The sequence below is a fragment of the Sinorhizobium chiapasense genome (genome assembly GCF_036488675.1).
Lineage (GTDB): Bacteria > Pseudomonadota > Alphaproteobacteria > Rhizobiales > Rhizobiaceae > Sinorhizobium > Sinorhizobium chiapasense.
Genome location: NZ_CP133152.1, coordinates 532,308 through 544,831, shown reverse-complemented (window position 1 = coordinate 544,831; position 12,524 = coordinate 532,308). Strand labels below are relative to the sequence as shown.

The following is a 12,524-nucleotide window of genomic DNA, read 5'->3' as shown; positions in this document are numbered from 1 at the left end:
CAGGAAGATGACACTGGGTTTCAGGATCCTTGAGCGCCGGCGGCGCGTCAGTGCGGCGATGGTCGAAAAGTATCTCGACTTGCCGGTAGCCAACGTCAGCGACGTCATGTCCCGCATGACGGCGGGCGGGGCAGCCCTCAGGCCGCTCCACGCCTCCGGCGTGCTCGCCGGCGCGGCCTTCACCGTGAAGACGCGGCCGGGCGATAATCTGATGATCCACAAGGCGCTGCTGATGGCCGGTCCCGGCGACGTCATCGTGGTCGACGCCGGCGGGGATCTGACCAACGCTCTCGTCGGAGAGCTCATGCTCTCCCATGCGAGGGCGATCGGGGTCACCGGCGTCGTGATCAATGGCGCCGTCAGGGACTACGGCTGGATCAAGACCAATACCTTCCCGGTTTTCGCCGCCGGCATCACCCATCGCGGCCCCTACAAGGACGGACCGGGCGAGATCAACGTTCCGATCTCCCTTGGCGGAATGATCATCGAGCCGGGCGATCTGATGCTCGGCGATGACGACGGCCTCGTCTGCGTACCGTTCGACCAGGTCGAGGAAATCTACGCCCAGGCAAAAGCCAAGAACGAGGCAGAGGCAAAAACGCTCGCCAACACGCTCGCCGGCAAGCTCGACCCCAAGCTCTGGGTGGACGAAAGCCTGAAGAAGCTCGGCTGCGAGGGCGTTTGAAGCGCCCTGCCGGGCGCGATTCAGGAGCCGCTTGGTCCGACGCGTCACCGTGCCTTCCAAGGCACGGTCCGAGGCGCGCATGCCAAGCGGCTTTGAAAAGGATGATGCGCCGTTTCGAGGAGGAATGAACATGGCAATGACAACGATCGACGGCATCGCGACACGCTACGAGGTACTGGGTTCGGGGCCACCGCTGCTCATGTATTCGCCCGGCGGCTTCGATGCGACCATCGAGAAATGGCGGACGCAGGGCATCTATGCCGAGATCCAGTTCCTGGAACAACTACCGGAGCATTTTACCTGCATCACCTTCGACCGGCGCGAGACCGGTCAATCCGGCGGCCGCGTCGAGCGGGTGACCTGGTCGGATTACGTCAAGCAGGGCAAGGGCCTGCTCGACCATCTCGGCATCGACAAGGCCTATCTGATGGGCGGCTGCATGGGCTGCAGCGTCGTCGCCGCCTTTGCGGCCGAGCTTCCCGAATCCGTGCTCGGCATGGTGCTCTTCTGGCCGGTCGGCGGCGCCCGTTACCGCATCGCGGGGCATCAGCGCTTCGCCGAGCACCTGGCCTTCGTCCACCAGAACGGCCTGGAGGCGGTCGTCGCACTGGCGAAAGAGAGCAACAAGGCCTTTGGCGCCGATCCGCGAGGCGGCCCCTGGGTTTCGGTTCTCAGGCATGATTCCGAGTTCACGGCACGCTATGTCCGGCAGAATGTCGATCACTACAAGACGATCCTCGCGGGCATGCCGAAAACCCTGCTCGATCGCGACACCTCGCCCGGCGCCGAACCGGAGGACTTGCTGCGCCTGAACATCCCGACACTGATCGTTCCGGGGGCCGACGCCTCCCACGCCACATCGGCCGCGAGGTATCTCCAGGAATGCATCCCCGGATCGCACTATTGGGACGTTCCCGTCTCGGAGCAAACGTCTGCCGCCACCAACGCGCGCGTGATCGAGTTCCTCCTCCAGACGGAAGCGTCGCGGAACGGGCGATAAGAATTGCCAAAGCGGTCCCTGACGATCAGGGGGCCGCATCCTCCGCGGCCAAGAGGTCCGGGAGGAATTCTTTCCCCTGGGTGGCGAGAAAGTCCTCGAAGGCTGCAATGACCGGCGTCATTGCGCGATCGGTCCGGCTGACGGCGAACCATTGCCGGCGGATCGGAAGACCGACGACATCGAGGATCGTCAGTTCGCCTGCCTGAACCTCGGCAGCGACGCTGTGCGCGGCAAGAAAGGCGACGCTGGTATCCACCATCACCGCCCGTTTAATATCCTCGATCGATTCCATCTCCGTGTTGGGGCCATCGGCCCTTCCCGGAATTTCGCTCATGAACCGGTCGAAGAAGTTGCGTGTCGCGGAGTCCGGACTGCGCAGGAAAAAATGCTCGCGCGCTATTTCCGCCTTTGAAATACCCTGCCGCTTGGCAAGCGGATGATTGGGCGCACCGACGACGACCAGCGAATGCTCCCCGAAGACTGCCGCGCGCACCGAGAACTCCCGCGGCGGGCGCCCGAGCAGCGCGACGTCGATCGTTCTATTCTTTAACCGTTCAACGGTTTCGGTGCGGCGGTCGATGAAAAGCTCGAGGTCGATGTCGGGATAGGCGCTCGAAAAGGCCGCGACCATCGGCTTCGCAAAGTACTTCACCGTCGAAACCGCGCCAACGGCGATGCGCCCGCGCTTTACGCCCTTGAAGGCGTCGAGCTCCGTTTCCAGAAGGGAAAGGCGCTCCTCGATATCGCGCGCGGCAGCCAGGACCGCGTGTCCGGCTTCCGTCGGAAACATCCCGTGGGCCATGCGCTCGAACAACTGCACGCCGGCTTCCGCCTCGATCTGCTTCAACTGCAAGGTGACGGCCGGAGCGGTCAATCCAAGCGCTTTCGCAGCGCCGACAATCTTGCCGTGCGCCTCGATCGCTCGTATCGACTTCAACTGCCGAAACGTGATATTTTTCATACGGGGAGCATAAAAAAACTTAACGCGCACGTAAAGAGATTAAAATTTACTTTCGTGCGTGGATGGTTGATTTTCAACGTAGCAGGTTCGCCCCCAATGAGATCCGCACAGGTACCGAGCGGTTGGCATCTGCAGAATCGTTCGCAACATCAAGGGAACTGAAAGATGAAAGCAGCAATCAAAAGCGGTCTGCTGGCATTGGCTGCCGTAGCCCTCCCGGCCGTAGCCCATGCCCACACCGGCGTCGGCGCGGCAGGCGGCCTCGCACACGGCTTCATGCACCCGGTCGGCGGCCTGGACCATATCCTCGCCATGGTCGCCGTCGGCACATTCGCCTCCATTCTCGGCGGTCGCGCCCTCTGGCTCGTTCCGGCAAGCTTCGTGCTGATGATGGCCGCAGGCGGCGCCCTGGGGATCGAAGGCATCGCCGTGCCGTTTGTCGAGATCGGCATCGCGGCATCCGTGATCGTGCTTGGCCTTGCGATAGCGCTTCGCTGGAACCCGCCGACTGCCGTCGCAATGGGCGTCGTCAGCCTCTTTGCAGTCTTCCACGGCCATGCCCATGGCGCTGAAATGCCGATGGACGCGTCTGGCGTCCAATACGCGCTCGGCTTCATGGGTGCGACGGCATTGCTGCATGTCGCCGGCATTGCACTGGGTCTCGCCCTTGCACGCGTCGGCGTCAAGTCCCACGCCGCAGCGCGTCTCGGCGGCGGTGCCATGGCGCTTGCCGGCCTCGGCATCATGACCGGCGTCCTCTAAGGACGGCTCCCGCAGAGGCGGAACGTCTATCTAGGCAAGAAAAAAACGGGCTGCTTTACGAGCGGCCCGTTCATATGTTGGGAAATGCGTGCTGCGCTACTGCATGTTTCCTTAAATCGTACCCGGTTTAAGGATAAAAACATGCAGCACTTAAAAGTGTTACAGCGTCCGCTGTGCGTCTGATCAGACGCACAGCGCTGTAGAAACCGGCTTGTACTAACCGCGGTCAGCGGCGCTTGAGCGCGCGGCCGAAGGCGCCCGCGTCGATGCCGAGCGTCTGCAGCGCAGCGGCGGACGGGTGGCGGCGCTCTCTGGTCGCCATCGCGCATTCATGCGCGGCACTGACCAGGCTCATGCCCTCCATGAAACCGCCGAACATGCTGCGAACCCACTGTGCGTTTGCGGGACGACGTGCTGCGAGCGTTGTCATTTCAATCATCTCTCCGTTGCATACGCACTGCATATAATGCTGCTTTGCAACAACAAGAAGATCAACGCCAACAGCCCTGCCATGCAGCATCCGCATGGCAGGGTAAGTTTCCTCCAAGCCCCGCTAACACCTTACGCGGGTTCAACAAAGCTCTGTTCGGCCCGCTTCACCAAACGGACATCGTCCCGGTTCTAGATGACGAAACTCTCCATCGTCTCCGGCGCGAAAATTTCCTCCGCGCAAAGCTTCCGCTTCGACAGCCCCTGCTCGTAGGAGTAGCGGAGAAACGTTTCGAGCGTCGCCCGATTCTCTTTGAAGCCGTAGCTCCAGTAATCGTCACCCATGAGCCGACGCGCTTCCTCGACGTGCGCGTTCAGCCAGGGCAGCATGACCTTCAGCGCCGCCGTCTCTTCGAGGTCGCGATAGACGCGCGACTGCGCCTCGGCAAACGCCTTGTAGAGCGATTGCGCGATCCAGCGGTGCGCCTCGTAGACCTCCCGCCGGATGACGATCGTGTGCATGATCGGAAAGATGCTTGTCCGCTTGAAATAGGCGCGCTCAATCTCGACGAAATTCTCGAAGAGACGCCGGACACGACCGGTCGGCCCCTCGTAGGAAGAGGGTTTTCTGGCCGTGTAGAGCGCGTCGATCTCCCCGTCGCGCAGCATCGCCGAGAGCGTCTGCGTCGGGCCGATGCGGTTGACACGGATGTGGCCCGGCAGGTCGAGCGGCAGTTTTTCCGGCCGGTTCGGCTGCTCCTCGCCGCCGGCGTAATAGGTGACGTCGTCGACCTTCACGCCATACTCGTCGGAAAGGATGCCGCGTATCCAGACCGGCGCGGTCATCTGATACTCGGGCGTCCCGACGCGTTTGCCGATCAGATCCTTCGGCTCTCGAATGCCCGATGCGGCGTTCACGTAGATCGACGAATGCCTGAAATAACGGGACGGGAAGACCGGAATCGCCACAAAAGGGCGCGTTTCGGCGAAGCAGGACATGACGTAGGAGGAAAGCGACATCTCGGCGATGTCGAATTCCCGATGGCGCAGCATGCGAAAGAAAGTCTCTTCCACCGGCATATTGAGATAGACGAGATCGATCCCGTCAGGCGCGACCGTTCTGTCCATGAGGGGGCGTGTCCGGTCGTAGTTCCAACAACCGAACGACAAACGAAGCGACGAAGTCAGAATAGTCTCCCTAGCAGTACCGGGGGGTCAGGAAAGCTTGGGTTGGTCGAGCGCAAGTCCGCGACTTACAAGCGCAAATCCTGGACGGCTCCTCCGCCATTTCCCGCCCTTTTACATCTCCAATCTGCTGCGATCATCGAATGCTGGGTCCTAAATGTCCAAGATAAAACCTATTGGCTTGCTCAAAGAGAATCCGCTTGCTCCATGGGAACCAGGCGATCGATCGGGTGCGCGTAAGGCCCAACCTCGGCCATCAGCCGGTCGACCATCTTGTCGATGAACGCAAGGAAAGGCTTTTCGTCCGCGACCCCTCTATGGGCCGGATGAGCGAGAAACAGCGTCCGCTTGACGCCGGGCCGGTCCACGCGCCGCCCGATGATCTGGCCCGTCCTGATCTCCTCCGCGACGATCCCGTAGGGCATGATGCTTTGCGCAACGCCGTGCAGCACCAGCGCCTTGATCGCCTCGTTCGATTGAACCTGGTAGGTGATCTTGACGTCGACGGAGAGGCGCGAGGCTGTCTCGTGCACCCGCCGCCAGATGATGTCACGGTTCGAAACCAGGGCAAGATCGCCGGCGACCGCCTGCCGGAAGGAAATATCACCGCCCTGCTCCCCGCCGTTCGCCGCCGACACATGGAGGAGGTCCTCCTCCATCAGCGCGACACGCCGGATACCCGGGTTTTCCTCTATGTCGTAGGCAAGCACATAGTCGAGTTCGCCGCGTTCGAGGGCGTCGGCCAGCACGAAGCTCAACTCCTCCACGACATGGAGCGCGATTCCGGGCAGCTGCGCGTTGGCGGCGACGAGCAGCTCCGTCCCGATCAGCTTGAGAATGCTCGGCGTTGCGCCAAACCGGATGCGTACCCGCTCGCCGCCGAGCGCGATCAGGTCCCGGCGCGTCTCCTCGAGCCGTTGCAGAATTTCGATCGAGCGCTCGTATAGCAGCATGCCTGCGGGCGTCGCACTCACGCCGCGCGAATGGCGGTCGAGCAACTGGATCTGCAGGGCGTCCTCGAGATTGCGGATCTGGATGCCAAGCGCGGTCTGGGCGAGGTTGAGCTGCTCGGCCGCCCGCGTAATGTTGCCCACTTCGACGACTTTGACGAAGTAGGCAAGCTGGCGGAGCTTCATTGCATGTCCAAGCATTTCTGAGGCGCGCCTTTCACCGGTCAGTAGAACTGGTCGAAATGAACCTGGGCCGGCGGGACGCCGAGGTCAATCAACATCTTCTGGATCGCCTGCCCCATCAGCGGAGGACCGGCAAAATAGACCTCGCATTCCGGAAGGCGATCGGAAAAGAGCTTTCCCGCCAGCTCGTGCACGAAGCCGCGATGGCCGCCCCAGCCGTCATCGTCCGCGTTCGAAACGACGGGATGGTAGTGGATGTTGGAGCCGAAGCCGGGAAGCTCGGCCAAAATGTCCTCGCCGCAGATATCGCGTGCCGTGCGCCCGCCGTAGATGAAGTCGATCCGGCGTCGGGCCAAGAGCGGCGTCGCCGCGGCGGCGCGGGTGACTGATATCATCGGCGAAAGGCCGGAACCGCCGGCAAGACAGATGATATCACGGTCCGACTCGGCTCTGAGATAAGCCGTGCCGTAGGGACCATCGACGCCGATGCGATCGCCGATCGAGAGGCCGTCGAACAGTTTTCCCGTCGCCGCCCCGTTCGGCACGCGGCGGATCTGGAAATGCCATTCGCCCGCCTCGTTTTCGACGTTAGCCATGGAATAGGCGCGGCTGCCCGTGACCCCCGGAAGGCCCAGCAAGGCATATTGGCCGGCGAGAAAGCGAACCGGCTTTTCCAGCAGGAAGCGAAACTCGCGGATGTCGTGGGTGATGTCACGCACTTCGATCAGTTCCGCCTCCCGCCGCGCCGGCGGGAAGCGGCTTTCATATTGCGGCATCAGCCGGAGGTTTACGACACAATCCGTCAGCGGCCGAGCCTGGCAGCCGAGGCGCCGTCCGCGGTCACGATCACGATCGCTGAGACCGGGCGCATCGGGTCGCAATTCCTCGATCTCTCCCTCGAGGAGATCGAAACGGCAGTTGCCGCAGGAGCCGACATTGCATTCATAGGGATAGCCGAGACCCGCGCGCAACGCCGAGCGCATGATCGTGTCGTCATCTGCGCAAGTCCATTGGACGTCGCTTCCCTTGAGTGCAATTGCCGGCATGTTCAACTCCCTAAGTCGTATCTCTCTCGAAAGGCCGCCGTGTAACCGAGGCGGGATGAAATGGCTGCGACCGCATCGAGAAGCGCAGGCGAAAAGCCTTCAAGCGCCTCCAGCGACAGCCGCTGTAGTGGGCCTGCGATGCCGACGGCTCCAACGACGGCACCGGTCGAATCGCGTACCGGGGCGGCGATGCCCCGGATTCCGGGTTCGCTTTCCTCGTCTTCGATGGCAAAGCCCCGCTGCCGGGTCTCGGCGAGCATTTCTCTCAGACGCACCGGATCGGTGATGGTCTTCGCCGTTCGCCGCTGCAGCGGACCGGCCAGCAACCGCTCGATCGCCTGTTCCGGGGCAAAGGCGAAAATTGCGCGCCCGACGGCGCTGCAATGGGCGGGCTTGCGCGCGCCGAGGTCGGATTTCATCGCCAGAGCCTGCGGACTTTCCAGATCGTAGACGTGCATCACCTCTCCATCGGAAGGGACACCCAGAATGATCGTTTCGCCCGTCAGCTTGCGAAGGTCGAACAGATAGGGTCTCGCCTCGTTGGAAAGATCCATGCGCCGGCGCACAAGCGTACCGAGAGCGAAGAGGCCGACCCCGAGGCGATAGCGCTCCGTTTGCGGGTTCTGCTCCAGCAAACCCTCGGTCACGAGCGTCACCGCCAGACGATGGACCGTGCTCTTTGCGACCTTCAGCCTTTGCGCCAGCGCACTGACGCCGATCTCGGCCTCGTCCTCGGAGAAAGCCTTCAGGAGACGGATCGCCGTCGTGACCGAAGAGAGGCGGTTGCGCTTGCCGGCGGGGCCTTTTCCTCCGCGCGCGGGTGGTTTGGTGGGTGCGTTCATGGCGTGATTGTCCGTTTCATCGCGAGAGTTACGGCTCGTCCATAACACAGTTGTCATGGTCTCACATCACCACCCTGTTTGCCTCAAACCCTGAGCGCGCTCAGCATTTCGCCGACATATTCGTCGCCATTGGAGATCACCAGCATCGCCGCGAACGGACGCATGGTTGTCAGCGTCCGTGCAAGATCTTCCGGAGAGGCTCCTTCGGCGTTGCGCACCAGGCCAGTCGTCAGCTTGTTGCGGACGAAGCAGGCATTACCGATCACTTCCGCGGCGTCCGCTGCAGTGCCGGCTGTCGTGATCATGACGATGATGTCGGCGTCGGCGATCTCGTCGGCGAGGCTGACCGTCTTCCCCTCGAGGTCCTCCAAGACCGCGTCGACCGGCAGCATATGCAGCGAATCGGTGGCACCCTTCGCGCTCACGTAGCGCAGGAAATGCGCGCCGCTCCAGGGCATGTCGGCTAGAGTGCGCAGCAGCGCCAGACCCGGCTCGTCCAGGGCGATGACACGCGACTTGCGCGGGCTGGAGTTCGGGTATGCGATACGGAAACGTGCTTCCTCCGCGCTGGCGAAGCGCGCACTTTCGCTCAATCCGAGTTGCATGGCTTTTCTCCTCGTTAAAGCGGCTGCCAAGTCCCCGACGCACAGCGCCGGGGCCACCGTGGTGACTGCAGCGTCAGACGCTCGTTTGCGCCTTGCCTTCGATCACGGTCAACGCCTCCTCGGCGACGTCGACATAGGACTTGTCCACGGGCAACACGATCGCGGCCGAGCGGACGCGGTGATGCGCCGGATCGACACCAGGAGGAACGACGCCCTTGTCGCGCAGAGCGCGAGCGGCCCTCATCAGGCGGTGGCGGGCCATTATGATGCCGTTGTCGGTCGACACCAGGTTTTCCTTGCTGCGGTCGACGATCGGACCCATGCTTTCCTGCAGCGAGGCATCCTGCATGGCGATGCCTTCGACACCAGAATAGGTGATGCCCTTGCGCTGGGCCTCGCGGTCCATGAGGTAGTCATTATCCTTGTTGGCGAGCGGCCGGTAGGTTCCCGGCACATAGGCGACATGGATGCCCTTGCCGTCGATCATCGCCTGGCGCTCCTCTTTCGTCAGCGCACGAACGGGGTGATAGTCGAAACTCCAGGCCCAGCAATTCTCGTCGTCGATCGGGATCCAGAAGTGGCCGTGAACCGGATGGTCGCCACGAGGAGGGACCATCGTGAAGGACGGCATCACCCAGGGCGTGACGCGCCAATAGTAGTGGCCTTCCTCGGCGTTGCGTCGTGCGCCAATGAAAAGGCCACCCTCGTTGTCCGTCACCTCGAAGAACGGCCTTGCATCGGACATGTTGTACTTGTTGCCGCGGGCGCCCTTGAAGAGCGGGTCGCTGTTGAGATTGCCGCTGTGGAGCCAGGACACGTGGCTGGAATCGATGCCACCTTCCATGGCCTGCAGCCAGTTGCACTCCTGCCAGCGCTTCGACGTGAATGTCTGTTCCGAGGGAACGAGCGCGAATTCCCATTCGGGATGCGGCGGCTGCTTTTCCGCCGGACCCATATAGGTCCAGAGGATGTCGCCGATCTTGATCAGCGGATAGGACTTCAGCTTGATCTTGCCGCAGTAGCCGCTTTCCTTCGGCTCCGACGGTACTTCAACGCACTGGCCGGTGTGGTCGTATTTCCAGCCGTGATAGGGGCAGCGCAGTCCGCCTTGCTCGTTGCGACCGAACCACAGCGAAACGCCGCGATGGGCGCAGAATTCGTCGATCAGGCCGTAGCGCCCTTCACTGTCGCGGAAGGCGAGCAGTCGCTCGCCCAGGAGCTTCACCCGGACCGGCGCGCAATCGTTGTCCGGCAGTTCCTCCGCGAGCAGCGCCGGGATCCAATAACAGCGAAACATGTCGCCCATCGGTGTGCCCGGGCCCGTCTGCGTTAGAAGATCGTTCTGTTCCTTCCTGAGCATTCTCACTTCCTCCAGGTTGCGGACCGCTTGCGCGGTGCGCGGATTTGCATCGCCACGTCCCTTTTTTCGACCGCCTCGCGGCTTTTCCGAATTCCGGGTTGACGTTCTCGACCGATCAGGTATCTTTTCTGTGTTCCTTTATGCGGAACGCTGTTTCTTTTTAAGCAACGTACAATCTGATCACCGCCCCGTCAAGCGGGCCTGCAACGCACCGAAGGAGGAGCCAGGAATGGCCGACGCAAGCACCAGAATTAGGCTGTGTTCCACGAGCGACGTCGACTGGGACAGCGCGATACGGGTTGAGGAAGGCGACCTCACCCTCGCCGTCTTCAACGTCAACGGCGTGTTCTACGTCACCGACGACCTGTGCACGCACGGCCCGGGGTCGCTTTCCGAGGGCTATCTCGACGGCCACACCATCGAGTGCGACTTCCACAACGGCGCGTTCGACGTGCGCACGGGCGAAGTGGTCACGCCGCCCTGCATGATCCCGATCAAGACCTACAAGGTGGTGATCGAGGACGAGCACGTGACGATCGAGGTTTGACAGCTCGCGTCTCAAGCGCGGCGGCGCGCTTGCGGAAACGATAAAGTCGTATAATGTGGGATTTATTCAATCTCACGGAGGAACGCATGCAGGTTCATGGAAAAAGCGGCGACGGCGCGTCGGCTGTGGAGGCAACGGACGTGCCATCGGAGGCGTCCTCGCGCCTCGATGTGGCGATGAGCACGCGGCTGCTCAACAGCCTGAAAATACTGGAGTATAGTGGCCATGTCAGCGCCCGGTCGCCCGGGGGCGTGACCTTTCTGATCCAGCCGCAGGAGAAGAGTCGCGCGGAGGTCTCTCCCGACGATCTCCTGGTCTGCGACCTCGACGGTAAGGTCGTGTCCGGCCCGTCAGGCGTCAAGCCTCCTTCCGAAGTTTTCCTTCATTGTGAGATTTGCCGAGCAAGGACGGATGTCAACTCGATCGCTCACTTCCATCACGACGTGACCAACGTCTTCACACTTGTCGAGGACGTGCCGCTGCTGCCCTTCAAGAACCACGCGATACGCTGGAAGAGCGGCATCCCGGTTCATGCCGACCCGGCGCACGTGGACGACGCCGAGAGGGGAAGGGATGTCGTCGCGACGCTTGGACCGCACCACGCGATGCAAATCCGCGCACACGGACAGATCGTCACCGCCGAAACGGTGCGCGGCGTCTTCATCGATTCGGTGCATCTCGTCGAAAACGCCGAGGCCGCCTATCGTGCCGCCGCAATCGGCAAGGTGAAGCCGCTGACGGAAGCCGAAATCGAGTCGTTCTCGCACGGCTTCAGGCGCGGGCATCACATCCGCAAGCTCTGGAACTATTATGCGCGCGGCGCCATCCGGGACGGTATCTTTCCTGAAGCCTGGAACGCGGCCGCCTGAAGCAACCGCCGCTGACGAACATCGACGAGGCCGGGCGACCGGCCTCTGAAATTGTTGCTTGATGGAAGCGATGGGCTGGCACAAGATATGCGCGAATCCCACATTGACGGACCGGCAACCTCCGGTCAGTCGCGCAGAACGGGGCACCGCGCCCTAGAAGCTTCGAGTGCAAGTATCGATGTCGCCTTCAATCGGCCTGTCTTCGCGATCTCCCCTCTTTTCCGCGTTCCGCCCGGCTGAGCTACGGGAGACCGTCGCGTGAACAGCCACGAGAAGATGCTCGGCATCCTCGATCTTTTCGACAGCGGCGAGGACGCCGTTGCCGTCACGTTCGACGAGATGCATGAACGACTCGGCTACACCCGTTCGACGCTCTATCGCTACCTGAAAACACTGACGGACGCGGGCCTTCTCACCTCGCTGCCCTCGGTCGGCTACATGCTCGGCCCGCGGATCGTCGAACTGGACTACAAGATCCGGACGGGCGACGTGCTGATCCGGGCGGCGCGGCCGGTGATGGAAGAGCTCGCCAGCCAGTTCCGCGGCATCGCCCTCCTCTGCCGCCGATATCGCTTCGACGTTCTTTGCGTCCACCAGGAGAGCGGCACGGATACGATCCACAGCAACTATGAGCGCGGGCGCAGGCGGTCTCTTCTTCACGGCGCCGCATCGCTCGGAATCCTCGCCTACCTGCCCGACCACCAGCTGCGCAAGTTCTATGGCTTGGTACCCGAACAATTCGCCGGTGCCGGCCTCGGCGCGACGCTGAAGGAAGTTAAAACTACGCTGAGGGAGCACCGACAGCGGGGCTGGGTGAGCACGACAGGAGACGTGACCCCCGGCGTGACCGGCGTAGCGGCCCCCGTGTTCGACAGCCGTTCGGAAATTCTCGGTAGCCTCAGCCTGACGCTTAGGGATTCCCGCACCAACTCGAAAATGATCGAGGATGTCGCCGAGCGCGTCGTGTTCTGTGCCGGCATCATTTCCAAGACCGTCGCCCGCAGCTGAGAAACGAAGCTCTTCGCGCCCGCGCTGGCTCGCCGAGCGCCTGCCGACTTTCGATCGGATCGGAAAGGAGGCCTTTCCGAAAACGCACTACC

The 12,524-nt window shown here is 62.2% G+C and carries 14 protein-coding genes; 6 read left to right on the top strand and 8 right to left on the bottom strand.

Annotated features, from left to right (window positions below; genetic code table 11):
• The first annotated feature begins 7 nt into the window (after positions 1 to 7).
• Both RB548_RS27235 and RB548_RS27230 read left to right on the top strand, forming a co-directional pair.
• The gene (locus RB548_RS27235; RefSeq protein WP_331376865.1) at positions 8 to 685 is read left to right on the top strand and encodes an RraA family protein; all 678 of its coding nucleotides are present in this window, start codon (positions 8 to 10) and stop codon (positions 683 to 685) included.
• Positions 686 to 815: 130 nt separating this feature from the next.
• Positions 816 to 1,685 (top strand): alpha/beta fold hydrolase, encoded by an 870-nt coding sequence (locus RB548_RS27230; protein WP_331376864.1) that lies wholly within the window; start codon positions 816 to 818, stop codon positions 1,683 to 1,685.
• Between the two features lie 25 nt (positions 1,686 to 1,710).
• Here the strand turns inward: RB548_RS27230 and RB548_RS27225 are convergent, their stop codons facing one another.
• Positions 1,711 to 2,646: a LysR family transcriptional regulator gene (locus RB548_RS27225; RefSeq protein WP_331376863.1), complete on the bottom strand. Its 936-nt coding sequence runs from the start codon at positions 2,644 to 2,646 to the stop codon at positions 1,711 to 1,713.
• A gap of 165 nt (positions 2,647 to 2,811) precedes the next feature.
• Between RB548_RS27225 and RB548_RS27220 the strand changes: the two genes are divergently transcribed.
• Positions 2,812 to 3,408: a HupE/UreJ family protein gene (locus tag RB548_RS27220; RefSeq protein ID WP_331376862.1), complete on the top strand. Its 597-nt coding sequence runs from the start codon at positions 2,812 to 2,814 to the stop codon at positions 3,406 to 3,408.
• Between the two features lie 226 nt (positions 3,409 to 3,634).
• Here the strand turns inward: RB548_RS27220 and RB548_RS27215 are convergent, their stop codons facing one another.
• From RB548_RS27215 to RB548_RS27185, 7 genes are all read right to left on the bottom strand, one after another.
• Complete coding sequence (locus RB548_RS27215) at positions 3,635 to 3,934, bottom strand: hypothetical protein (RefSeq protein WP_331376861.1); 300 nt, start codon at positions 3,932 to 3,934, stop codon at positions 3,635 to 3,637.
• 95 nt (positions 3,935 to 4,029) lie between these two features.
• Complete coding sequence (locus tag RB548_RS27210) at positions 4,030 to 4,965, bottom strand: ABC transporter substrate-binding protein (protein WP_331376860.1); 936 nt, start codon at positions 4,963 to 4,965, stop codon at positions 4,030 to 4,032.
• A gap of 242 nt (positions 4,966 to 5,207) precedes the next feature.
• Positions 5,208 to 6,158, bottom strand: coding sequence for a LysR family transcriptional regulator (locus RB548_RS27205; protein ID WP_331376859.1), 951 nt, complete (start codon positions 6,156 to 6,158; stop codon positions 5,208 to 5,210).
• A gap of 38 nt (positions 6,159 to 6,196) precedes the next feature.
• Positions 6,197 to 7,201 (bottom strand): FAD-binding oxidoreductase, encoded by a 1,005-nt coding sequence (locus RB548_RS27200; RefSeq protein ID WP_331376858.1) that lies wholly within the window; start codon positions 7,199 to 7,201, stop codon positions 6,197 to 6,199.
• A 2-nt stretch (positions 7,202 to 7,203) separates the two neighbouring features.
• On the bottom strand, positions 7,204 to 8,043 hold the full coding sequence (locus tag RB548_RS27195; protein ID WP_331376857.1) for an IclR family transcriptional regulator: 840 nt from the start codon (positions 8,041 to 8,043) through the stop codon (positions 7,204 to 7,206).
• Between the two features lie 83 nt (positions 8,044 to 8,126).
• Positions 8,127 to 8,648, bottom strand: coding sequence for a hypothetical protein (locus tag RB548_RS27190; protein ID WP_331376856.1), 522 nt, complete (start codon positions 8,646 to 8,648; stop codon positions 8,127 to 8,129).
• A gap of 73 nt (positions 8,649 to 8,721) precedes the next feature.
• Positions 8,722 to 10,008 (bottom strand): aromatic ring-hydroxylating dioxygenase subunit alpha, encoded by a 1,287-nt coding sequence (locus tag RB548_RS27185; protein WP_331376855.1) that lies wholly within the window; start codon positions 10,006 to 10,008, stop codon positions 8,722 to 8,724.
• Between the two features lie 229 nt (positions 10,009 to 10,237).
• Between RB548_RS27185 and RB548_RS27180 the strand changes: the two genes are divergently transcribed.
• From RB548_RS27180 to RB548_RS27170, 3 genes are all read left to right on the top strand, one after another.
• On the top strand, positions 10,238 to 10,555 hold the full coding sequence (locus RB548_RS27180) for a non-heme iron oxygenase ferredoxin subunit (protein ID WP_331376854.1): 318 nt from the start codon (positions 10,238 to 10,240) through the stop codon (positions 10,553 to 10,555).
• A gap of 86 nt (positions 10,556 to 10,641) precedes the next feature.
• The gene (locus tag RB548_RS27175) at positions 10,642 to 11,424 is read left to right on the top strand and encodes a class II aldolase/adducin family protein (RefSeq protein ID WP_331376853.1); all 783 of its coding nucleotides are present in this window, start codon (positions 10,642 to 10,644) and stop codon (positions 11,422 to 11,424) included.
• 258 nt (positions 11,425 to 11,682) lie between these two features.
• Positions 11,683 to 12,432 carry an IclR family transcriptional regulator gene (locus tag RB548_RS27170; RefSeq protein WP_331376852.1) on the top strand — a complete coding sequence of 250 codons (750 nt, stop codon included), beginning with the start codon at positions 11,683 to 11,685 and terminating at the stop codon, positions 12,430 to 12,432.
• Positions 12,433 to 12,524: the final 92 nt, after the last annotated feature.